The organism is Acinetobacter sp. YH12068_T (assembly GCF_024606005.1).
Lineage (GTDB): Bacteria > Pseudomonadota > Gammaproteobacteria > Pseudomonadales > Moraxellaceae > Acinetobacter > Acinetobacter amyesii.
Window position 1 is genome coordinate 530962 of record NZ_CP094555.1, and the last position, 24674, is coordinate 555635.

The 24674-nt window shown below is 41.3% G+C and carries 18 protein-coding genes and 1 tRNA gene; 7 read left to right on the top strand and 12 right to left on the bottom strand.

The window, feature by feature from the left end; genetic code table 11:
- Positions 1-16: 16 nt before the first annotated feature.
- Entirely contained in the window at positions 17-805 is a 789-nt protein-coding gene (locus MST18_RS02660) for a crotonase/enoyl-CoA hydratase family protein (protein ID WP_180085557.1), read from the bottom strand.
- A gap of 111 nt (positions 806-916) precedes the next feature.
- Entirely contained in the window at positions 917-3724 is a 2808-nt protein-coding gene (locus tag MST18_RS02665) for an ATP-binding protein (RefSeq protein ID WP_180085555.1), read from the bottom strand.
- A 153-nt stretch (positions 3725-3877) separates the two neighbouring features.
- Here MST18_RS02665 and cysM point away from each other — a divergent pair, with 153 nt between their 5' ends.
- From cysM to MST18_RS02690, 5 genes are all read left to right on the top strand, one after another.
- The gene (gene cysM / locus MST18_RS02670) at positions 3878-4798 is read left to right on the top strand and encodes a cysteine synthase CysM (protein WP_180035968.1); all 921 of its coding nucleotides are present in this window, start codon (positions 3878-3880) and stop codon (positions 4796-4798) included.
- Positions 4799-4830: 32 nt separating this feature from the next.
- Complete coding sequence (locus MST18_RS02675; protein ID WP_180004601.1) at positions 4831-5649, top strand: 3'-5' exonuclease; 819 nt, start codon at positions 4831-4833, stop codon at positions 5647-5649.
- 6 nt (positions 5650-5655) lie between these two features.
- Entirely contained in the window at positions 5656-7053 is a 1398-nt protein-coding gene (gene rlmD / locus MST18_RS02680) for a 23S rRNA (uracil(1939)-C(5))-methyltransferase RlmD (protein ID WP_180133589.1), read from the top strand.
- Between the two features lie 24 nt (positions 7054-7077).
- The gene (locus MST18_RS02685; protein WP_078194183.1) at positions 7078-9384 is read left to right on the top strand and encodes a bifunctional (p)ppGpp synthetase/guanosine-3',5'-bis(diphosphate) 3'-pyrophosphohydrolase; all 2307 of its coding nucleotides are present in this window, start codon (positions 7078-7080) and stop codon (positions 9382-9384) included.
- A gap of 80 nt (positions 9385-9464) precedes the next feature.
- The gene (locus tag MST18_RS02690) at positions 9465-10115 is read left to right on the top strand and encodes a hypothetical protein (RefSeq protein WP_180133588.1); all 651 of its coding nucleotides are present in this window, start codon (positions 9465-9467) and stop codon (positions 10113-10115) included.
- A gap of 62 nt (positions 10116-10177) precedes the next feature.
- Here the strand turns inward: MST18_RS02690 and secF are convergent, their stop codons facing one another.
- The 8 genes from secF to queA all read right to left on the bottom strand — a co-directional run bounded on the left by secF (position 10178) and on the right by queA (position 18439).
- A complete protein-coding gene (gene secF, locus MST18_RS02695; RefSeq protein WP_111885820.1) occupies positions 10178-11140 on the bottom strand; it encodes a protein translocase subunit SecF in 963 nt (320 codons plus the stop codon).
- A 10-nt stretch (positions 11141-11150) separates the two neighbouring features.
- On the bottom strand, positions 11151-13049 hold the full coding sequence (gene secD, locus MST18_RS02700) for a protein translocase subunit SecD (protein ID WP_078194180.1): 1899 nt from the start codon (positions 13047-13049) through the stop codon (positions 11151-11153).
- 54 nt (positions 13050-13103) lie between these two features.
- A complete protein-coding gene (gene yajC / locus MST18_RS02705) occupies positions 13104-13433 on the bottom strand; it encodes a preprotein translocase subunit YajC (protein WP_078191271.1) in 330 nt (109 codons plus the stop codon).
- Between the two features lie 106 nt (positions 13434-13539).
- A complete protein-coding gene (gene tgt, locus MST18_RS02710) occupies positions 13540-14670 on the bottom strand; it encodes a tRNA guanosine(34) transglycosylase Tgt (protein WP_078194179.1) in 1131 nt (376 codons plus the stop codon).
- Between the two features lie 80 nt (positions 14671-14750).
- On the bottom strand, positions 14751-15647 hold the full coding sequence (locus MST18_RS02715) for a DUF4303 domain-containing protein (RefSeq protein ID WP_180133587.1): 897 nt from the start codon (positions 15645-15647) through the stop codon (positions 14751-14753).
- Positions 15648-15727: 80 nt separating this feature from the next.
- Entirely contained in the window at positions 15728-16294 is a 567-nt protein-coding gene (locus tag MST18_RS02720) for a LemA family protein (RefSeq protein ID WP_078194177.1), read from the bottom strand.
- Between the two features lie 54 nt (positions 16295-16348).
- Positions 16349-17377 (bottom strand): hypothetical protein, encoded by a 1029-nt coding sequence (locus MST18_RS02725; protein ID WP_078194176.1) that lies wholly within the window; start codon positions 17375-17377, stop codon positions 16349-16351.
- 21 nt (positions 17378-17398) lie between these two features.
- Positions 17399-18439 carry a tRNA preQ1(34) S-adenosylmethionine ribosyltransferase-isomerase QueA gene (gene queA, locus MST18_RS02730; RefSeq protein WP_180024560.1) on the bottom strand — a complete coding sequence of 347 codons (1041 nt, stop codon included), beginning with the start codon at positions 18437-18439 and terminating at the stop codon, positions 17399-17401.
- 178 nt (positions 18440-18617) lie between these two features.
- Here queA and MST18_RS02735 point away from each other — a divergent pair.
- A tRNA-Leu gene (locus MST18_RS02735) sits at positions 18618-18704 on the top strand.
- 431 nt (positions 18705-19135) lie between these two features.
- Here the strand turns inward: MST18_RS02735 and MST18_RS02740 are convergent.
- Positions 19136-19510 carry a hypothetical protein gene (locus MST18_RS02740; protein WP_180050014.1) on the bottom strand — a complete coding sequence of 125 codons (375 nt, stop codon included), beginning with the start codon at positions 19508-19510 and terminating at the stop codon, positions 19136-19138.
- A 458-nt stretch (positions 19511-19968) separates the two neighbouring features.
- Entirely contained in the window at positions 19969-22203 is a 2235-nt protein-coding gene (locus MST18_RS02745) for an NADP-dependent isocitrate dehydrogenase (RefSeq protein WP_180133586.1), read from the bottom strand.
- A gap of 1122 nt (positions 22204-23325) precedes the next feature.
- Here MST18_RS02745 and MST18_RS02750 point away from each other — a divergent pair.
- A complete protein-coding gene (locus MST18_RS02750; protein WP_180133585.1) occupies positions 23326-24585 on the top strand; it encodes a sensor histidine kinase KdpD in 1260 nt (419 codons plus the stop codon).
- Positions 24586-24674: the final 89 nt, after the last annotated feature.

Below are 24674 nucleotides of genomic sequence, written 5' to 3' on the forward strand. Positions count from 1 at the left end.
ATCCTGTGTGACTATTTTACTTATATTGGCGTGGTAAAAACTGAACCTCTGGGTTCTTGTCTTTTTTACGTGCCAATTGGCTGTTTTTGCCGAGCAGTAATTTTAATTGCCAGATTTTTTCTAAGCGTAAAGATCGTTTTGGACTATGTTCCATGGCATCTAGCACTTGTTTTGCCGCTGCCAAGGCATCTGGAGAACGTTGTGATAATTCTTCGGCTAACTGCTGCGCTTGAAGCAAAGGCTGTTCATTTAAATGCGTCACTAAGCCAATATCCTTGGCATATTCTGCGTCAAAAATACGTGCTGTAAGGGTTAATTCCTTGGCTAAATCCAGTCCAATCACACCTTTGAGCGAGCGGGTTAAACCCATATCAGGGACTAAGCCCCAACGACTTTCCATAATTGACATTTGCGTTTTCGGGTGGGCAATACGGATATCGGCAGCCAAGGCAAGTTGCATGCCTGCACCAAAACAAAAGCCTTCAAGTGCTGCAATTACGGGAACAGGAAGTTGCTGCCAAATCAGAAAGGCTTTTTGAAATAAACTTTGACCGGGCTTTAACAGTTCCCACGCAGCATAGGCACGATTTTTCGGATCATTCAGGTCAGCCAAATCAATGCCAGCACTAAATACATTGGCTTCACCCGTTAAAATGACACAGCGTAAGCTACGATCTTTTTTTAATTTTTCAGCGGTGCTGACCAATTCTTTAAGCAATGCAAAGCTCATTGCATTACGTTTTTCTGGACGATTTAAGTAAACCGTTGCAATGCCATTATTTTTTTCTACACGTAATAAAGCCATGGTAATTACTCTTGTTGTTTCTGCGCCCGAGCATAGCATGCACCCTGATAGGATACATGACAGTGCAGTCACAACAGAAGCTGGACGGCACTGACTTTAGTCGGACTGCGCTTAATTATTTTGTTTGGCTAAGATTTGTTGAGCTGCGTGTTCAACTTGCGCCATGACATTTTTTAACTCATCAAAACGGTTCAGGGTTTCTTGGACAAAAGCGTCATCCGCTTTACGGCGTTCCTTACGTAAAGTCGAAACAAATTGCTCAAATTGACCTGAAACCTCTTGGAGGGTTGGAGCGCCTACATAGCGGGTTGCGCCATAAAGCCGATGTAGTACATGCTCTAATTGTGGAAAATCTTCATCTTCGATGAGTTGAGCCATTTCATGGATTTCTTGCTCAAAGCTATCGACGAGCATTTTCAGTAAATCGACCGCAAGGTCTTCTTTATTCGCGGCCAACTGCAAGCTTTGTTGCCAATCTAAAATACTCGGCTCTAGGGCTTCAATCACTGAACTGCGCTCTAAAACCGGCACTTTCTTAAAGTTATCGGTAGTCCATTGGGTCAAGATTTGAATAATTTGATCCATTTGAATGGGCTTGGTGACATAGTCATCCATACCACTTTGCAGGAGCTTTTGTTTTTCATCGGAGAGCGCATGTGCCGTCAAAGCGATAATTGGAAGGCGCTTATGATTTTCAAAAGTCGACTCAAGTGAACGAATGGCACGCGTGGTATCGACACCTGACATCACTGGCATTTGAATATCCATAAAGATGAGGTCAAAAGCCGTCAAACCTTGCTCTTGGCGAGCTTGAATGATTTCAATGGCTTCTTGTCCACTCAAAGCCTTGGTGGTTTTCACATTCAACTCAGAGAGCAGGGCTTCAAGCACAATCAGGTTTGGCAAATGGTCGTCGACAGCTAAAATGTGCAGACCTTGACCATTAAATTCTTCATGTTGCTCCTGATCAAACCAAGGCTCATTACTCAACAACTGAATCAGCGCTGTACGGCTGAGCGGTTGATGCAATGGACGTGCACGGTACTCGTTCAACATGTTTGGATCGAGCATCATTTGGTAGCCATAAACTGCTAAGTTACCGCTATAACGATGACGAATTTCTTTCAGTAAGGCTTCGGAGTCACCACTGTGATCGACGATCAACCAGGTATTTTCATTGGTTTTTAGCTGATTGAGTCGACTAAATAAATCAAGGATCGACTGCGTTTCAATATGTTCAACATCATAATTTTCTAAGTAATGACGCAGGACATTGGCGGTTGCTGGATGTGCTAAGTAGGAAACGACTTGTAGATTGCTAAATTGTGGATGCACAATTTCAATTTCTTCATCGACCACAAAGCGCGCAGTAAACCAGAAGGTTGAACCTTTTTCCGTTGGGGCACGTTCTTGGTTATCTTCAAAACCAATTTGTCCATGCATCAGGCTGACTAATTGTTTAGAGATGGCAAGACCTAAACCTGTACCACCAAATTGACGGGTAACAGATGCATCACCTTGCGAGAAGGATTCAAACAGTTTCTTACGGTCGGTACCGCTTAGGCCGATACCACTGTCTTGCACACTAAAGTGCAGCAGACATTGACCGATGTCATCATGCTCCATACGGACACGGACAATAATTTCACCATCTGGAGTGAATTTAATTGCATTTGAAATTAAGTTGGTCAAAATTTGCTTGAAGCGTAGGACATCACCAACCACAAATTTCGGCACATTGTCCGCATAGTAGAAGGTCATATCGATGTGTTTTTGTGCTGCCAATGGCGATAACATATCCATCACATCAAAGACGGCTTCTTCTAAGTCGAATTGCGCAGTTTCGAGTTCTAGTTTGCCTGCATCGATTTTCGAGAAATCAAGCACGTCATTAATTAAAGCCAATAAATGCGCAGAAGATTTACGAATCGTTTGTAGATATAAATTTTGTTCATTACTGAGGTTGCCTTGGCGCAGTAAAAGATGAATAAAGCCATCAATACTGTTCAGCGGTGTGCGCAGTTCATGGGAAATATTGGCCAAAAACACCGATTTTGATTGGTTGGCTTGAATTGCTTGGTCACGTGCTTGACGGTAGGTAATATTTTGCACTTCTAAAGTATCAAGCGTGCGTCTTAAGTCATCTTCCGTTTGTTCGGTATGTTCACGTAGCTCTAAGAAACTGAAATGTAAGCGTTTAACCACATTGGCTATATCACGCTGTAATAACCGGAGTTCTCCAGTACTGTTAATGATCATGTGCTGATCTAGAGTGTCGGCATTTAAACGTTGTAACTGCATGCGAATTTCGTACATTGGTGCGATCCAACGACGTGAATAAAAATTCAAACACAGCAAAAGTAATAAGAGCGTCAATAAACCCGTTGCAATCAACACGATTAACACGCGATAGCGGGCAATTTGCAGCGGTTGATTGTCCAGTTCAATGCTTAACCATGCTGGGGTCTGGGTTGAATCTGAAATTTTCAGGGCATAAATATGGTTACCCTGATGTGCAATCGGTCCAATAAAAGATGCTTTACTGTTTAAAGCAGGCCAAATATCTTGATCTTGAAAGCCAATGCTCAGGCGGTTGTTGCCTTTGAGATCTAAAATCGCGGCACGAATCAAATGTTTTTCGTTCAACATGCTTTGCATGGCATTACGAGCTTGATCAAACTGCCAAGGGTAATGATTCAGCAAATCAATCGCAGATTCTGACGTGGGTTGATAGCGTGTCAGAATCGCGACAGCCATTTGTTTTTGTTGTGCTTTGGCTGCATTGGAGGTTTCTGTTATTACCAACATCGCACCGACACAAGCCAAAATGGTGATCGGCACGAAAATAAGTGCAATCAACTGACCATAGGCATGATTTAAGTGTAGGCGTTTAAAAAGCTTTTTGTTGATATTTGACATGGTTTAAGCAGTTTATTCCTTATGCCCCGAATATTAGCATGGATTATTTAAAACTGATTGTGCTTTAATCACTTTCGCGAAAAAGCGAGGCAAATGGGTGCAGGCAAAGGCATTTTTTCATACAATAGGCGCACCTCGATATAGGTGTGAATAATGAGTAATACAACCCCTGATTTTCAAGCAGACGATTTTTTATTAGACCATTACGTCGGCAACACGCCGTTAGTGCGTTTACAGCGTCTGGCAAGTCATACTCAAGCAACAGTATTAGCCAAGTTAGAAGGCAATAACCCAGCGGGTTCGGTCAAAGATCGCCCTGCATATAACATGATTATGCAAGCAGAAATGCGTGGTCAGATTAAACCGGGTGATACGTTGATTGAAGCGACGAGCGGAAATACAGGGATTGCTTTAGCTATGGTTGCAGCAATGCGCGGCTATAAAATGACCTTGATCATGCCTGCAAGTTCTAGCCAAGAGCGTAAAGATGCCATGCGTGCCTACGGTGCTGAACTGATCGAATCTGAAAACATGGAAGAAGCACGTGATCTTGCCCTTCAAATGGAAAAAGACGGCAAAGGTTTAGTCCTAAACCAGTTTGGTAACCCAGACAATGTGGAAGCACATTACCTTACTACTGGGCCTGAAATTTGGAAACAAACAGGCGGTAAAATTACACATTTCGTCAGCTCAATGGGAACCACTGGGACCATTATGGGGATTTCGAAATATTTAAAAGAACAAAATCCAGATATTCAAATTGTCGGTTTACAACCGTCTGAAGGCTCAAATATTGCTGGTATTCGCCGTTGGCCACAAGAATATCTTCCTACGATTTTTGATCCTTCACGCGTTGATCGCATTATGGATATTCCGCAAATTGAAGCGGAAAAAACGGCTCGTCGTTTAGCACGTACAGAAGGTATCAGTGCAGGTACCTCATCGGGTGGTGCGGTATGGGCTTCAGTTAAATTGGCTGAAGAAAATCCGGATGCCGTGATTGTTTGCATCGTATGTGACCGTGGTGACCGATACTTGTCTACTGGTCTATTCTCTGTTGTTGATCCTGAATAATTACAGTGGCCAATTGGCACTGGTGAGTACTTATGCGTTTACCTGTTTTAATTTTTGATATCGAAACACTGACAGATTTGAAGTCAGGTGCGCATTTGTATGGACTGGATCTGCCTGAGGTGGATCTAGATGCTGCGCTGACTAAACTGCGTCGCCAAGAGGCGGGCACGGATTTTCAGCGTTTGGCCTTGCATGAAATTGTCTGTATCTCTGGACTATGGATTGATGAAAAGGGCATGAAGTTGTTTTCATTTAGCCGTGAAGACAATAGCGAAGCTGAAATTTTAAAAAAATTCGTTTCTATTTTTGAAAAGCGTCATCCGACCTTGGTCAGTTGGAACGGTTCACAGTTTGATTTGCCTGTGATTTTGTTCCGTGCCATGTATCATGGACTATCTGCACCAAGTTTGTTCGATCAGGGCGAGATTGATACGCAAAAGCGCTATAATAACTACCAGAATCGTTATCATCATCGTCATGTAGATTTGATGGATGTCATGGCCATGTTCCATGGTCGTCATTTTCAAAAACTTGACGATGCAGCACATTTACTCGGTTTCCCCGGTAAACGTGGTGATGGTGGCTACCATGTGCCTGAATATGTACGCGAACAACAGTGGATGGAACTGACCAGCTACTGTGAAGGTGATGTGCTCAATACATGGTTGATTTATTTACGCTGGCTGTTGCTGAAAGGACAGTTATTGTTAAATGATCATCAGCACCTGATTCAAAGCACGATTCAATATTTACAAACTCAGCCGCAACACGCTGATTTTTTATCGGTATGGCAGCAAACCTCGCAACGTACCGAATTCACCCAATCTGATTTCCCATCTTCCACACATTAGGTACGCATGAAACACAAAGCCAAACCCCAAAAAGCCCAACAACCCATTTATACATTTCAGGTTGAATCGCTTTCACATGAGGGGCGAGGCATAGCGCACTTTGGGACGCATCCAGATCATCCTGCGGAAAAACACGGTAAGAAAGTATTTATTCGTTATGCATTGCCAGGTGAAACGGTGCGTGCGTGTATTACTAATGTCGTTAAGCGTCTCGAAGAAGCAGACAGTCTGGAATTACTGAGTGAAGAGTCTGCTCTACGGGTTAAACCGGCCTGCCCACATTATGGGGTTTGTGGTGGGTGTAGCATGCAGCATATTCATCCCGACGAGCAAATTCGTTTAAAACAAGATGTTTTACAATCACATTTGCAACATTTTGCTGGGATACAACCTGATCAATGGTTAGCTCCGTTACGTTCATTGCGTGAAGATTACCGTCGCAAAGCGCGTATCGGTGTGCGTTACCTACCTGCAAAAGATAAGCTCGTGGTCGGCTTTCGTGAAAGCCAGTCAAATAAACTGACTTCGATTGACCGTTGTATGGTGTTGGATCGTGAGTTTGGCTCAATCACCACACTCAAACAACTGTTACAAGGTTTGCAAGGTAAAGCAGATATTGGGCATATGGAACTGGCCATGGGAGATCAAGAAATTGCTCTCCTGATTCGTCATACGGCGGAACTTTGCGCGGAAGATGTCAACCAATTAGTAAAATTTGCGTTACATAAAGAGTGGCAACTGTACTTACAACCTGAAGGGCCAGACAGCTTACATCGTGTGGATCATCCCGATGCACCGATGCGTCTGCACTATGGTCTAAGTGACTTTGGTGTGGAATTTGGCTTTAATCCTCAGGACTTCACGCAAGTGAATTCCACGATTAATCCGCAAATGGTGAAACTGGCATGTCAATTGCTTCAGTTACAACAAGGTGAGCGAGTTCTAGATCTGTTTTGTGGCTTAGGAAACTTTTCTTTACCACTTGCTCAATGTGTGGGTTCAACGGGTCAAGTCGTTGCAGTTGAAGGGAGTGAAGAAATGGTTCAGCGTGGTGCAGAAAATGCAGAAAACAATGGCCTTTCGCAACTGAAATTTTATTCACAAGATTTAACAAAAGATTTTTCGCATCATTCTTGGGCAAAACAAGGATTTGATGCATTATTGATAGATCCACCACGTTCTGGTGCAGAAGAAATAATGCGTTATGTGCCCAAATTTGGTGCAAAAAGAATCGTTTATGTGTCATGTAATCCTGCAACACTAGCACGCGATGCTGGAATGCTGGTACAACAAGGCTACCGTTTGAAAAAAGCGGGTGTCATGGACATGTTTACCCATACAGGGCATGTCGAATCGATTGCTTTGTTCGAAAAAGAAAATCAGATAAACGATCAAAAGTTATGAAGCGTAGAAAACTAGGAGTAGGGTATGGTCACAGTACGTGAACAATTACCTGGACGTCTCAATGAGTTGTCACAGGAAACGACTGTAGAACATGCCGAGCAAGCACAGCATGATTTAGCTGAATGGCTAGAACGTGTGAGTGGCATGTTTGACGGGGCTCCTCTAAAGCAACTCGAAGAAGTTGCCCATCTGACCTTGCAGAATGAACTTGAAACAACGGTCAACCATCGTTCGAATACCTTTTATACGGGTATTGAAATGGCGGATATTCTTGCTCATCTGTATGCGGATGAAGATACGTTATCAGCAGCCATGCTGTATCGAAGTGTTCGTGAAGGCGTAACCAGTTTAGAAGAAGTCCAAAGCAAATTTGGCGATCAAGTGCATGCTTTGGTGAAAGGCACGCTTGCCATGGGTAAGTTGTCTGACCTGATTGAGCAAAATAAACGTCTAGAAGATCATTTTAATAATAACCAGCGTGAACATTTGACCGGCATTTATAAAATGCTGATTTCGGTGACCGAAGATGTTCGTGTTGTATTAATCAAACTTTCTGAACGTACCTATGCATTACGTGAGTTAGCGCATTCAACCAAAGAGCGCCAAGAGCGTGTCGCACGAGAAATTTTAACCATTTACTCGCCGCTCGCGCACCGTTTAGGGATTGCACAGCTTAAGTGGGAGCTTGAAGATCTTGCTTTCCGTTATCTTGCACCTGAACGCTATAAAGAAATTGCCTCTTTACTGAATGAAAAACGTTTAGAGCGTGAACAATATATTCAGTTCGTGACAGAAAAGTTGCGTAAAGAACTATTAGATCATGGCATTGAGGCTGAGATTAATGGACGGGTGAAACACATTTATTCGATTTATCGAAAAATGAAGAGTAAGAACCTGAGCTTTGATCAGCTTTATGACATTCGAGCAGTTCGCGTTTTGGTGGATAATGTACCTGAGTGTTATCACACACTGGGGATCGTTCATCAGATTTGGCGTCATATTCCGCATCAGTTCGATGATTATATTACTAACCCGAAAGCCAATGGTTATCGCTCACTGCACACGGCCGTGATTGCAGAGAACAAATCTTTAGAAGTGCAAATTCGTACGCATAATATGCACGAAGAAGCTGAGCTCGGGGTGTGTTCGCACTTTAACTATAAAGAAGGTTCTAAAACCACAGATTATTCATTTAATCATCGCTTACATTCTTTACGTGCAGTGCTTGAACATTATCAAGAACGAAATGATGCTAGTGCCCATAAAGAAGATGAGGCTTCTGAAAACTTCGAACAAATCCAAGAGTTTGAAGATTTTGAGAAAATCTATGTGTTCAGTCGTGATGGTGATATCAAAGAATTACCACGCGGTTCGACCGTGCTTGACTTTGCCTATCATGTGCATACTGAAGTGGGCAACAAGTGCTATGCAGCACGGGTGAACCAACGTTATGTACCTTTAACCTATACCCTAAAAACTGGGGAACAGGTCGAGATTTTAACCAAGAAAGATCGTGAGCCTAACCGAGATTGGTTGGTAAACTCGCTGGGTTATATCAAGACGGCTCGTGCACGTGATAAGTTGCGTCATTGGTTCCGTCAGCAAGACCGTAGTAAAAACTTGGAAGTGGGACGTGAGATTCTGAATAAAGAATTGTCACGTTTGGCGATTCACCCGAAAAGTATCGATTTGAATGATTACTGCAATCATTTTAATGTGAAATTGGGTGAAGATATATTGATTGGCTTGGTGAGTGGTGACATTAGCTTGCATGCTTTAATCAATCAGGTTAACCGTCATATGCACCTCGATCAGGATGAGCCTGAACTGGTGTTAAAACCAACCTTGAACCCACGTGCAAGTCATACGCTTTCGGCGCATGGTATTTTGATTGATGGTTTGGACAATGTAGAACTACACATTGCTCAGTGTTGTCAGCCTGTGCATGGTGAATCGATTGCTGGTTATATCACCCTGAATCGTGGCGTAAGTATCCATAAGGTCGCATGTCCGGATTATATCCGTATGATTGGGCAAGAGCCTGAACGTGCGGTTGAAGCGGATTGGGAAATGCAGCCAACTCGTGGTCAAAGTGTGCAAATCGTGGTGGAAGCTTATGACCGTCGTGGTTTGCTTAAAGATCTGACTCAAGTGATTTTCTCAGACCAAATCAATATTCGTCAGGTGAATACCATTTCCGAGAGTGATGGTATTGCCAATATGAAGCTATTGATTGAAGTGAAAGGCTTGGCGCAGTTGTCGAAACTGTTGGCACGTCTAGAGCAACAACCAGGCATTATTAGCGCCCGTCGATTGGTGCAAGGTAGCTAAAAATAAAGCTGTATAAAAAAACCCGCTGTGTGCGGGTTTTTTATTATATTGAGGGAGAGAAATTATAAAATTGAGTGCTTATGCTGCCTTCAGAGCTTTTTGAAAAGCGTCGACAGAATTTAACACGAGCGATTGACCATTGGGTGTCAATTGGCCCTTTTAAAAATGGTAAAGCCGTGTGTGAACATTTTGGCTTATCAGTTCCTTTAATTTCCCAATTATTAAATAGTCATCGGCAGATTGGAGAGAAATTTGCACGTGAGTTAGAGTCACAATTGGGACTCATAAAGGGAAGTTTGGATCATGAAGTTCAATTTATAGAACAAGCCAAAAGTACTACAGAGCAACCAAACTTAGTCCTTTTTGAAATGCAGGTAGTTGAGACACAGGCATTTTCTTTAAAACTGATTTCAAATGATTCATCTCAATATTCAGCATTATTTAAAAACACTCAAGACCTGTATTTGATTCGCATCACAGCATCGTATTATGCACCTGTATTACAAGAGGGTTGGCTTGTGGTCTGTGATGAACGGCGAGGGGTAGAGAGATTGGATCTAGCCTGTGTATATTTGCGAAATGGCTTAAATTTAATTTTAAACGTGATACAGCAAACAGATGATACATGGCAATTTGCAAGTCTAGACCAAAAACGACAGGTGGAATTCCTGCAATCCGATATTGAAAAGTTACATCCTATTATTGCGATTTTGCCTAGCTCATTTATTTAAGGTAGTCGCATAAAAAAACCCATCCGAAGATGGGTTTTGATTTGAACTATAAGTCGAAAAGCTTAAGGAATCTCTTCTTCTTCAAATTCAGGCTTCACTTGTACAATGAAGTCTTGACGGTTCAGGCCACGCCATAGCGCGAAGGCTGTACCAATGTAGATTGATGAATATGTACCCACAAATACACCAACAAACATTGCAACAGAGAACCATTTCAGACCATCACCGCCCAGTACCATCATCGCCACAACAACCAGTAACAGTGTCATAGAGGTGTGAATGGTACGGCGAAGTGTTTCAGTCAAAGCACTGTTCACAACTTCAAGAGGTTCAGCACCGCGAATCTTACGGAAGTTTTCACGAATACGGTCAGATACAACGATGTTATCGTTGAGCGAGAAGCCGATAATCGCGAGTAGCGCAGCCAAAACTGTTAAGTCAAACGGCCACTGCATCATGGCAAAGATACCAATGGTCACCACGATATCGTGGAATAAAGACAATACAGCACCCATTGCAAGTTTGAACTCAAAGCGAATAGTGACATAAACCAGCATGAGCAGTAGGGCAAGACCTACAGCGCCAGCAGAACGCACGTAGAGTTCATTACCGACTTGACCGCCAACTACATCAACTTTATGTACTTCTGCTTTATTGCCTGGCAATTGAGCGGCAGTCGTAATGGCTTTGGTTAGGTCTTCAGCTTCAATGTCTTTTTGAACTGGCATACGAACCATCAGGTCGCGGTCAGATCCTAAGGTTTGTACCACAGGGTCTTTAAAACCAGCTTTTGTCAGCGCTGAGCTCACATCGGTAGATTTTACTGGTTGACTATAGTTCAACTCTGCTGCCACACCGCCAGTAAAGTCCAAACCGAGGTTTAGACCTTTGGTGCAAATAAAAAAGATACTTGCGAGCGTTAAAATAATCGATATCAAGGCTGCCGGTTTGGCAATCTTCATAAACGGAATAATGCGCTCGTTGTCAGGACGGCCGTATTGTTTCGGTTGAGTATTTTCAGTCATCTTAGATCTCCTAAATGCTCAACTTCTTCAGGTTACGTTTTTTACCATAAATGATTTGTACGATTGCACGTGTCACAGTAATTGCTGTGAACATTGAGCAGACAATACCAATCATTAGGGTAACCGCGAAGCCTTTAATTGGGCCTGTACCAATTGCGAACAGAATGAAAGCAACCAAGAATGTGGTTAAGTTGGAGTCAAAGATGGTGTTATACGCACGATCATAACCCGCAACAATCGCCTGTTTCGGCGAGGCACCCCATTTAATTTCCTCTCGTATCCGCTCACAGATCAGTACGTTGGCATCGACCGCCATACCAATGGTAATCACGATACCTGCAATACCCGGAAGGGTGAGGGACGCGCCAATCCAAGACATGATGGTTAAAATCATGGCAAGGTTAACCACGAGAGCAAAGTTGGCAATCAAACCGAACACACGGAAGAAGACCACCATCCAAATCGCAACCAATAAGAAACCGATTTGAGTTGATAATACGCCTTTGTCGATGTTTTCTTGACCGAGACTCGGACCAATCACACGTTCTTCCACGAAGTACATTGGCGCTGCCAATGCACCTGCACGTAGCATCAATGCAAGTTCAGACGCTTCTTGAGGTGAATCCAGACCAGTAATACGGAACTGAGAACCCAATACGGCTTGAATCGTTGCCGCATTGATGACCACAGATTCGGTATAAGGTGTACGAACTTCAGTTTGTGTGCCTGTTGTAGGATCAGCAACATAACTAATTTTTTGTTTGTTCTCGATGAACAGAACAGCCATTCGTTTGCCTACAGCATTACGAGTGGCTTCAGACATCAACTTACCGCCCGCAGTATCCAAAGTAATATTTACTTCAGCACCACCTGTATCTTGGCTAAAGCCTGATGACGCATTTTGTACACGTTCACCTGTTAAGATACGGTTACGGTTAAGCAATAATTGACGACCGCTGTCCAAAGATTCATAAGCAAATGCTTCTGTACCTGGCGGTAATGAGCCTTTTGCTTGACCTGTGTAAGGATCGATATATTGATCGTTTAAATCAGAAACTAAGCGGAACTCAAGGTTTGCAGTACGACCAAGTACACGTTTTGCTTCAGCAGTATCTTGTACACCTGGTAATTCAACCACAATACGGTTGCTACCTTGGGTTTGTACTAATGCTTCCGCTACACCTAACTCGTTAATACGGTTACGTAAAGTTGTTAAGTTTTGGTTGACAGCATAAGACTGAATTTCTTGTTTACGTGTATCTGTGTAGCTTAGACGAAGAGTCGAACCTTCAGTTGTTGCAACCGCTTGTTGAGTATATTCATTGCCGTTACGACGAAGGAAATCCATAGCTGCAGAACGGTCATCATTATTTGCAAATTGCATCGTAATGGTGTTGTTGTTCAAAGATAAGCTATTGAATTTTAATTTATTGTCACGAAGTTGGCGACGTAAGTCAGCCGCAGACGTTTCCATACGTTGTGAAATGGCTTTATCCATATCCACTTCGAGTAGGAAATGTACACCACCACGTAAATCCAGACCCAGCTTCATTGGTTTAGCACCAATTTTTTGTAGCCATTCTGGGGTAGTAGGCGCAAGGTTCAGTGCGACGACATAATTTTCACCGAGCCCACGACGTAGTGCTTCTTTCGCTTTTAATTGTTGTTCGCTCGAATCAACACGTAATAAAGCGGCATTATTGGTGAAGCTATTGTCATGGCTGGCAATATTTTCAGATTTTAAAATCTGCTCTGCTTTTTGTACGATGCTTTGGTCAATCTGGGTACCGGCTTTGGCACCTGAAATTTGAACAGCAGGTTCATCAGGATACAAACTTGGCAGGGCATATAATGTACTGATGACTAGTACCACTAGAATCAGTAGATATTTCCATGCTGGGTAACGCATTCGTTTTCTTCTTAAAATGAAAAAAGCCGTGCGGGTGCACGACTTATTTTTTGATTAAAGGTTATTTAGAGTGCCTTCAGGCAGAACTGAAATCACACTTGCGCGTTGTACTTTTACTTCTACGCCACGGTTCAGTTCAACAACTGCAAAATCACCTTCGATTTTTGTGATTTTACCCATTAAACCGCCCGCAAAAACAACTTCACTACCAACACCTAGGCTTTCAATTAGTGCACGATGTTCTTTTGCACGTTTTGATTGAGGGCGCCAGATCAAGAAGTAGAAGATTGCGACAAATACCGCAATCATCAACAGGTTTGCCATCATGCTTGGTTGCTGTGCAGCTTCACCTGCCGCGTGAGCAGTAGAAATAAAAAGGCTCATTTCATTTTCCTAAACTAAAAAAACTGGTTATCAATACTTTGATAAATAAATTGGACTTGTTCAGCAATTTACCTTGTCTTTTTCTTCAGCGCAAATACTGAAAGAATTAATCTTGAGGACAAGGTGGCACTTCCATGCCGCGACGACGATAAAAGTCTTCAACAAACTCATCAAAAGTGCCATGATCGAGAGCATCACGCATCGCTTCAGTTAGACGTAGGTAATAACGTAAGTTATGAATAGTACCGAGCATCGAACCGAGCATTTCGCCGCATTTCTCAAGATGGAAGAGATAAGATTTGGTGAAATTTGTACAGGTATAACAGTCGCAATGTGGGTCAAGCGGACTTTGATCATGACGATATTTGGCATTGCGAATACGCACTAAACCGTCGGTCACAAAATAATGACCATTACGTGCATTTCGAGTTGGCATTACACAGTCAAACATATCGACACCGCGACGAACCGCTTCTACGATATCTTCTGGTTTACCGACTCCCATCAAGTAACGTGGTTTATCCGCAGGCATTTTCTCTGGAAGATAATCCAATACTTTGATCATTTCTTCTTTAGGTTCGCCAACAGACAAGCCGCCAATGGCATAACCATCAAAATCAATTTCTTTCAGACCATTTAAAGATTCATCACGTAAATCTTCGTACATGCCGCCTTGGATAATACCAAACAGGGCATTACGGTTTTTCAGCACGTCATGATGTTGAGTCTTACAACGTTTCGCCCAACGTAATGAAAGCTGCAATGATTTTTGCGCTTCTTCATGTGTCGCAGGATAAGGCGTACATTCATCAAAAATCATCACGATGTCTGAATTCAGCGTGTGCTGAATATCCATCGAAATTTCAGGAGATAAAAAGACTTTAGAGCCATCAATCGGAGAGCGGAAAGTCACGCCCTCTTCTTTAATTTTGCGCATAGCGCCAAGGCTGAAGACTTGGAAACCACCTGAATCTGTCAAAATCGGGTTATTCCATTTCATGAATTGGTGTAAGCCACCATGTTCACGAATAACATCTAGGCCTGGACGTAGATATAAATGGAAGGTATTGCCCAAAATAACTTGGGATTTAATTTCTTTAATGTCACGTGGGAGCATGCCTTTTACAGTACCGTAAGTACCGACAGGCATGAACATAGGTGTTTCAACAACACCATGTTCAAGGGTTAAACGGCCGCGACGAGCACGGCCCGATTGCGCCAATTTTTCAAACTTCATACAAGGTCCAGATCAAGGCGAAAAAACAGTTCGCTGATGGTAAGAGTGCTAAAAGTGCTCTATTTTCCTTGATTCTGCGGTTAAACGCTAGCTTTGTCGGGTGTTAAGTCTGTAAATTTATAGATCGCTTCTTGTGACAGGGCTTCATCTGAACTCTTGGCATTAAAATAAAACTGGTTAATTCGCTGCAAAATTTCTTCTTTTTCCATCGCAAATGTACCTTTCGGGTCAGATGTCATGGCCACGATACTGTCAATAAGTTTTTGAATATAGGGATTCGTGGTTGCATAGCTTTTTTCTAAGCTTAAAAGATAGACTTCATTGGCTACATGTAAATAGTTATAAGGTTGTATTTCAAGGATTTGAGCCAAATCAATCAGCAGGTCTTTATCATACTGAGACAGCTTCATACGCTTGGGTAAACTGTCGAGCTTGAGGGGTTGTTTGGATTTGAGAAAATCGTCAAGTTGTGTACTTGGAGGATTTAAAACCTGAGCTGAATAAATTTCTATTTCGGGCTGTGTCGGGACCGTGATAAAAAACAGAATATTGTCCAGTTCTATGCCGTAGGACTGAACCAAGTCGAATTTTGTTTGTTGTATAGCATTGAGCAAGATTGAAAGATGGTTAGTTGACTCAGACTTCATTGAGCTTTCGATCGAAGATGGATTGAGGTCTAAAAAACCCACTTCATTTACAGATGTCAGTTTGAACTGCGCCAAGTCTTGACTTAAAGATGGTAGGCTACGATAGCGCCATTTCGACACATTCCATCGATCATGCGTTGTAAGATATTGAGCAGAATCTTCATCTTCGGCAAAAATACTACGTTGCGTAGAGACTGCGATATATTCTATGGATAAATAGGGATTGAACGCCAATGTACATGCGTAAATATGGTCGTCTTGGTGCTGCTCATAGAGTTTGAAAAACTCCTTAATCAGCACATTTTTCAGTGCATTAATTTGATTTTGCATATTTTATTTTTCTTTCAAGTTTTGGAGGTGCTTGATCACCTCATCATTATTTTTTTACTTTAGTACGTTAAAGCCCGAACTTAAAAGTTCGGACGATAATCAAAATTTTGGCTGGCAGCTTGATCGCGGAAAGGGCGAACCGCTTTTTTACTCAGCAATAGCGTATTAATAATATTGTTAGGAAACACTTGAATGTGGTTGTTGAACAACTCAACGTTGCGGTTAAAAATAGTAATCGCCGCACCGACATTTTCGTTTTGTTCTTCAATTTCATTCATCATTTTCAGATAAATATCATTGGCTTTGAGCTCAGGATAGTTTTCAACCACAACATTCAGGCTGCGCATTAGATCTTGATTTAAGGCTTCAATACGCTGTAATTGGCTGACATCGGTACTTTTGACGTTCAAATTCATAATGTTTTGACGGAGTTCAGTGACTTTTGCCAAAGTCCCTTGTTCAAAATTGGAATATTGCTCAACCAAAGGCTGTAATCCATCTAAAATTTTGATTTTTTGACGTTCATAGCTGGCTACATCTGACCATGCACGAATGGTTGCATTGTGATGTCGGACAATGTTGTTGCGAATCATGATTGCGCCAATCACCAATGCAATGATGATTAAAACAAAGATCAAAAGCCCCATAAAATTTTATCCTCAAGATAAAAGGTCGTAATTTAAAGCATTATTGTATGAAATCTATTTTAAAAACTGCGTTAAGTCGTTTTTCAAATTTTCTAAAGCATTTAATTTAAAGGTTCTGAGATGTCCACGCAATGCCGAAACATCCTGAATTCGTTTTGCTTTACTACTGACTTTAAATAAATCTGTAGAGCCAAGATAGCACATTATTCGGTGGCTCGGATGAAATAGCAGATCACCTTCACGGTTTTGAAAAAAATCCGCTAGTCGGAGGACAAAGCCCGGGCTGAGCAATTTAGCGATTTCCATTTGGTTCTCGCCATAAAACTTTAATTTTTGATTGGTTTGAATGTCGCTGCTGTGCCAAGGAAAACTATAGGGATAGCCAAAGTTTTTGCCTGTTGCAGATACGGCAAGTCCATGGATGCCAATATCAAAAACAAATACGCCCCACAGGTCTTTATGAATTTCTTTAACCGTGACTTCATCACCGTCTTTGTCACGTACCTTCAGTTCATTCACATAGTGATAATGAAATACCATGACTTGATGCTGCTGCTGATTTTCGTCTTCCCAAACAGTGCTCGCGAAGGTCTGAATATCATTCGAAAGGCTGCCTTGCTTAAACACGGGGAACATGCGTTTAAGATTGCCAATAAATTGCAGATTATTCAGTGGCATCGAAATGTATTGAGGCTGTCGGTTAAAAGCCAGTTGGTATTTTTTTGCGATGCATTCGGTTTCCAAAAACGCAATAACATCTTCGAGCGGGTCATCTTTTTCATAGCTAATATAAGCCCAGAACACCATGGCCAAGCCCGCTGCAAAGCAGAGCTGTGCCCAGCCATGATCGGGCTGAATCACAATAAATAGCATGAAGCCGATACCCAGCGCAGCTAAAGCTAGGGGGAGTAAATTTTCAAATTTGAGCGTAATGGGTGCATTCCATGGATGCAGTCCATCGAGGAGTTCTTGGTGAGTTTTGGCGTTTCGGCCTATATCCCAGAGCCGAGCGATATTCTGAAAAACCACAGCATTCTTTTTTCGACGAATATGGATGGAGTGCTTTACAGAATCGATCGGCATAGGGATGATTTCGGCGTAATTTTATTTGTGGTTAATATTATCAATTAACATCGCATCACCATAACTAAAGAATCGATATTGGCTTTCGACGGCATGGTGATAGGCATTCAAAATATTATCTCGACTGGACAACGCTGACACTAACATGAGTAAGGTAGATTCAGGTAAATGGAAGTTGGTAATTAAACGATCGACTACTTTGAACTCATAACCTGGGTAGATAAAGATTTGTGTATCACCAGTCCAACCCTTGAGTTCGCCGCCATTGGCTTGAGCGGCACTTTCAGTCGCACGAGTCGCTGTAGTACCGACAGCAATAACTTTATTGCCACGTGCTTTTGTCTCACGGATTAAAGCCATAGATTCTTCTGATACGTCACACCACTCACTGTGCATGATGTGATTTTCAATGTCATTGGTGCGCACGGGTAAAAATGTACCTGCACCCACATGCAAGGTAACAAAGGTTTTATTTACGCCTTTGTCCGCCAATTTTTTGAGTAGCGCTTCATCAAAATGTAAGCTTGCTGTTGGTGCTGCAACTGAAGCCAATTTGGTCGGATCGTTAAAAACAGTTTGGTAACGTTCAGTATCAATCGCTTCTGCTTCACGGTTAAAGTAAGGCGGAATCGGTAAAGCACCGTATAAATCTAAAACTTGTAAAATAGGCTGTGAAAATTCCACAACAAATAAGTTTTCATGACGGCCTTGAACGGTCACTTTAACTTCGTCTGGACCAATAAATAATTCCGCACCTTCTTTAGGCGTATTGCTGGCTTTAATGTGGCAATGTGCGGTTTTTGGGTCAAGAATACGTTCAACCAAGACTTCAACTGCACCACCAGTTGCACGTTTGCCTTTCAAGCGGGCTTTCATCACTTTGGTATCGTTCAGTACCAACAAGTCACCTTCATTGAGCAAGTCTAGAATGTCAGTGAAATGATGGTCGTGATATTCACCATTGAGGTCGAGATGGAGTAGGCGTGATGCACTACGTGTTTCAAGCGGATAACGGGCAATGAGTTCGTCAGGGAGATTGAAGTTAAAGTCAGAAAGTTGCATGTTAAGAAATCTGAAAAGGGGATAATGAAATTTGGCTTAGTATAAGCTTTTTTGGGTTTTAACGCTGAAATTGATGGATTATCCATCTAAAAATTCTTATACGGTTTATTTTTAATCAAATGAGAACATCATGCGTTGACAAGTTTTTGAAACAGTTTATTATACGTTTCAACACCTTCCCGAGGTGGTGAAATTGGTAGACGCGGTGGATTCAAAATCCACTATCAGAGATGATGTGTCGGTTCGAGTCCGACCCTCGGGACCAGATATCTGGAAAAGCCCTCAAGCACTATAAGACTTGAGGGCTTTTTTTATGTCTAGAATTAATAACTTATATCAAATCCCTAGAAAATTTTCAATGATTCCATTAGCTACATATCAGGTAGTTACTTCGTAAAATGAGTACCTGATCTTTGTTTGGGTACTCATGGTGTAATCAGATGCTAAGCTTAAATTATTAGATCAATACAATAATCAAATGTGATTGATCGGGTGTCTTATAGGGGCTTGTAGTATTTAAAAGCTTTATTAACTATCTAAAGCTACTTTGATGACATCTGCGATTGTCTCAGTGTTAACACCTCTTTTTCGAGCATTCTCAGAGTGGAACCAAGTTAGAAAGCTTTTATTTTCTTTATATGTATTACTGCCAACGCAATATGGTGCTAAGTTCGAGGTGGTATCTAAATAATCATTTTATAAACATCTACTTTTAGTCATTTCTAAAAAGGCTTTTACTTTTACCCTATCTTCTATTTTTTCATCTCTAGCATCCCTTAAATTTGCATCTAGCAATATTTCAGAATCAATAAGTTCATTAATAATCAATAACTTCTTCTCCATAAGGGGGCGTGTTGAACAAATTATAGAATCTAATACTCTAGAATTTTTAGTTGATTTGCCTAATTTGACGTTAGCATCAATTCTTTCATTAACATCATTTAACTCATCCAACTTGGTAATTAGGAACATTCCATCATTTATGTCTTTGGTAGCCTGGTCTAAAATTTCTTGACTGTGAGTATGCAATGCAACTGAGTATAGAATAAATAAACTTATGATTTTTTTCATTTTTTACCACTTTAAAACCAAAAAAAATGATGATTGGGATTATGTTTGATAGTCGTTCTCTTTCATATAGGGTGATTAATAGCAGTATGCCCCGTGTGTATTATCACCTATCCAATAATATTCTCCATGAGATCTTCTACATAATACTTCTAGACATCCATATCTTGTAGAGAGAGCATTTATGCTATGGCTTACTAGTAAAAGTTTCTCATTGGATTTAGGTTTTATTTTACCCTTTAATTCCTTTGCTTATTCGCCTAAGATTAAAATATGTAAATATATCATTGGACTGTAGTTGAATGAAAAATCCTAACCTTTGATAACTCACATTCATAAAATTTAGAGCTAAGTATTAAATGAAAGAGTTGGCATAACACTATATAAATTGGGGTATAAAAAAACCAGCGCCGAAGCGCTGGTTTTTTTACATCACTAACTTAGGTTAGTTTTGCATCAACTTATTGAGCAGCTTCAAGAGCAGCATTTAAAGTTGCACTTGGACGCATTACAGCATTTACTTTTGCTGTATCTACAGCGTAGTAACCACCGATGTCCGCAGCTTTACCTTGAACTTCAGCAAGTTCTGCAACGATTTTTTCTTCGTTTTCAGCAAGTGCTTGAGCAAGAGGAGCGAATTTCGCTTTAAGCTCTGCATCTTCGTCTTGCGCAGCAAGTTCTTCAGCCCAGTATTTAGCAAGGTAGAAGTGGCTGCCACGGTTGTCCAGCTCGCCAGTACGACGTGATGGAGATTTGTCGTTATCCAGCAGTTTGCCTGTTGCAGCATCTAAAGTCTTCGCCAGAAGTTTCGCTTTCGCGTTGTCTTCTTTGATGCCCATTTCTTCAAGAGAAACAGCAAGTGCCAAGAACTCACCTAAAGAATCCCAACGTAAGTGGTTTTCTTCTACAAGTTGTTGTACGTGTTTAGGCGCAGAACCACCCGCACCAGTTTCGTACATGCCGCCACCAGCCATTAGAGGCACGATAGAAAGCATTTTCGCAGAAGTACCCAATTCCATAATCGGGAATAAGTCTGTTAGGTAGTCACGTAGGATGTTACCAGTTACAGAAATTGTATCTAGGCCACGAGCAACACGTTCAAGTGTATAACGCATAGCACGTACTTGAGACATGATTTGAATGTCTAAACCAGTAGTGTCGTGCTCTTTCAAGTAAGTTTGAACTTTCTTGATGAGTTCGTTTTCGTGTGGACGGTACGGGTCAAGCCAGAAGATCGCAGGCATGCCTGAGTTGCGTGCACGTGTAACAGCCAGTTTCACCCAGTCGCGGATTGGTGCGTCTTTCACCTGACACATACGCCAGATGTCGCCTTCTTCCACGTTTTGAGACATCAACACTTCACCTGTTTCCAGATCCGTGATGTTGGCAACACCCGCTTCAGGAATTTCGAAAGTCTTGTCGTGTGAACCGTATTCTTCCGCTTTTTGCGCCATCAGACCAACGTTAGGAACTGTACCCATAGTGCGTGGGTCAAAGTTACCATTCCATTTACAGAAATTGATCATTTCTTGGTAGATACGCGCGAAAGTAGATTCAGGCATTACAGCTTTACAGTCGTACTGTTTGCCGTCAGCACCCCACATTTTACCGCCACCACGGATCATTGCAGGCATAGATGCATCTACAATTACGTCATTAGGTGAGTGGAAGTTAGTGATGCCTTTTGCAGAATCAACCATTGCAAGTGCAGGACGGTGTTCTTGGCAAGCATGTAAGTCAGCAATGATTTCTTCACGAAGAGAAGTCGGAAGAGTTTCAATTTTTTCGTAAAGACCAGACATACCATTGTTGATGTTAATACCTAACTCATCAAACAATTTGCCGTGTTTTTCGAATGCATCTTTGTAGTAAATCTTCACACAGTGACCGAAAACGATTGGGTGAGACACCTTCATCATGGTCGCTTTTACGTGTAGAGAGAACAAAATGCCTGCTTCTTTACAATCATCTAATTCTTTTTCATAGAAGTCGCAAAGTGCTTTTTTGCTCATGAACATTGAGTCGATGATTTCGCCGTCTTGAAGCGCAACTTTAGGCTTAAGAACAACAGTTTCACCAGACTTCGTGATCAATTCCATTTTTACATTGCGAGCGCGGTCTAAAGTCATCGACTTTTCGCCGTGATAGAAGTCACCTTCGTCCATGTGAGAAACGTGAGTTTGTGACCACTGTTTCCATTCGCTCATAGAGTGCGGATGTTTCTTCGCATAATTTTTTACTGCAGTAGGCGCACGACGGTCAGAGTTACCTTCACGAAGTACAGGGTTTACAGCAGAACCTAAGCATTTGCTATAACGCGCCTTGATTTCTTTTTCTTCCTCAGTCGCTGGGTTTTCTGGGTAGTTCGGAATTGCAAAACCTTTAGACTGTAATTCTTTAATGCAAGCAGTTAATTGGCCAACTGAAGCACTGATGTTCGGAAGTTTGATAATGTTTGTGCTTGGATCTTGGGTTAATTGTCCAAGCTCTGCCAAGTTATTTGGCACCTTTTGTTCTTCGCTTAGGTAGTCTGAAAATTCAGCGAGTACACGTGCTGCAACTGAGATATCGCGTTTAACGATTTCAACGCCAGCAGGTTTAGTAAAGGTTTCAATGATCGGCAGCAGAGAGTAAGTCGCCAATAATGGCGCCTCGTCGGTCAGTGTGTAGATGATAGTTGACTTTCCACCAGCCATATATAGCCCCTTGCTTTAGATTGTGTCTTTGAGGTTCGAGCTTGTGGCTCGCCTCTATGAACCGATTTGCTTAAATAAAACTATGAAAGTATCGGGGTTCATTGCTTTTCAGTCAACGCAAGATCCTGTGATGTGGTCATTTCGTAGAAAAATGATACAAAAGAAGTGCAGTTTGACGCCCAATTTTAGCGCAAAACCGAAAAGGGAAATATTGAAAGCTTGTTATTCATAGCTTAAAGCTATTGAACAATTAAATTTATATCATTTTTTTGGGACTGATCTGTTCTTTATGGCTCGTTCAAGTTTTAGTTGTAAAGCAAAGCGTTTGATAGGTCAAACCGAATGCCTTAACTTTTAGGTGTAGATTTGGTGCGGAAGTTCGAAAATTAGTCAGGATTGGGGACTTTATTAAAGAACGACGTGAGTTTGATGCTCCGTTTGACTTTGAAGGCTCGCGGAATGCTTATGCGATAACTTATATATCTGATGAATAAGGCATGGCACTTTTTCAGCTTCAGTCATTTGGGTGAATGAGTTCATGTGCATTAGAAGCATGAAACGAATCTTTAGCTCAGTTTAATAAAGTAAAAGCAAGCAAGTATGGTTTAATGCTCAAATGACACACACAACTGATAAAAACTAATAAATTAGTCTAATAGAAAAACTTAAAAATAGATTCATTTAGTGTAGCTGACTGAAACGAGCATCCTGATGAGTAATCCGGTCATAGAATAGTCATAAAACTCACTATTTTTTGTGATGTATTTAAAGAAAATTAAACCCAGTTTTTTAGGTCTTATGTAAATGAATATTTCTTTTGGTCATGTTTTTAGTTTGAATAAAACGCGAAAAGTGCGATTTAGAATAAACAGTCAATAAAATTTAAATTAATTTAAGTTTCTAATTTTATTGTTTTAAATTTTGTTTTACCTTTAATGTTATGTTCTTTATAGATATTTTTATTTTCTAATTGGATGAAAGTTCGATTAAATAGCGTATTCGTAAATGATGTTTGTCTTTTTGTTGGGTTTTGTTATTGAGTGTTTGGGCTATTTTTGCTATTAATCTTGAACATAACAGTTGGTTTTTATCTTTAAGATAAACCCTGAGGAGAGCAACGGGATGGCTTTACGTTTACTGGATATTGGTACACAAACCGAATTATTAACTGCCTGTCGTTTGTCTTTATTGATGGGGGTTTATACGGACGACAACCGCATTGCAGAATTTTTAAAGTTCGCGCGTGGTATTGTGCAAGTCGATAATGCTGTCCTCGCATTTAAAAATGAACCTTATATATGGTATGCGTCAGAGCACATATTTAAGGCCTTTATGGCCGAAGCTGATGATGATCTTCTAGATCAGTTTTTTGCTGAACATTCTCGTATAGACCGAGACGCTGAAAATTACCAAGCTTACTGCGACTATATGCAGGAACTGGGTTTAGGGCATCAGCGTCTAGTCGCTTTCGATTTAAAATATGATCAAGACTCTATTGGTAAAGTGATTTTGTTTGATGATCAAGTCACTGCATTTGAAGCCAAACAATTAAAGATCGTTGAAGAATTTGTACAAAGTCTAGTCAACATCATTCAACTCCGTGTTGAAAATGCCGAATTAAAAGAAGCCTATGAACAGCAGTCGGCACTCAATTTTAGTAAGACTAAATTTTTCCAAATTATTGCGCATGATTTAAGAGCACCTTTTCATGGTCTACTGGGTTTTTCAGAGGTTTTGGCGCAGGAACGCAATACCTTAGATGATTCAAGTGTGCAAAATATTGCAGACTATTTATATGACACCACACAGTCGACGTATAACCTTTTAGAAAGCTTATTAAACTGGGCTATGGCAGAAGGTGGTCGCTTTGTTTATCACCCGATTAATTTTGATTTACATCAGTCTGCAAAAATCGTAAGTGATGTCTTGAATAGCTTGGCTGTGAAGAAAAATATTCGACTGATCAATGCCGTGCCTGAAGGCATTAAGGTCAATGCAGATATCAATATGATCACATCAGTGATGCAAAACTTGGTGTCAAACGCATTGAAATTTACCCATACCGATGGTAGAGGTGTGGTGACGATTTCAGCCGATCGAGATGGAGAACGGGTTGTATTCACTATTCAAGATACGGGATTGGGGATGACCCAAGCTCAGATTGATGATTTATTTCAGCAAAAACTGACAGTTAGTATTAAAGGTACGGCAGGAGAACGTGGTACGGGGTTGGGTTTAGTCCTTTGTAAACGTTTTGTGGACTTAAATCAGGGTGAAATTGTGGTGAATTCGAAAGAAGGTGAAGGCACACAATTTAAAGTTTGGTTGCCACAGGCGACGAGCCTGCATCAAACCCTAAGTACCGAGAGCAGCAGTGCATAGAAAGATGCGACCTTAAGTGAACTTTAATGCGCATCTATTGGTATAAAAGCCTAAAAATACTTTTCCCTAAGCGTTATCAACTGTTATAA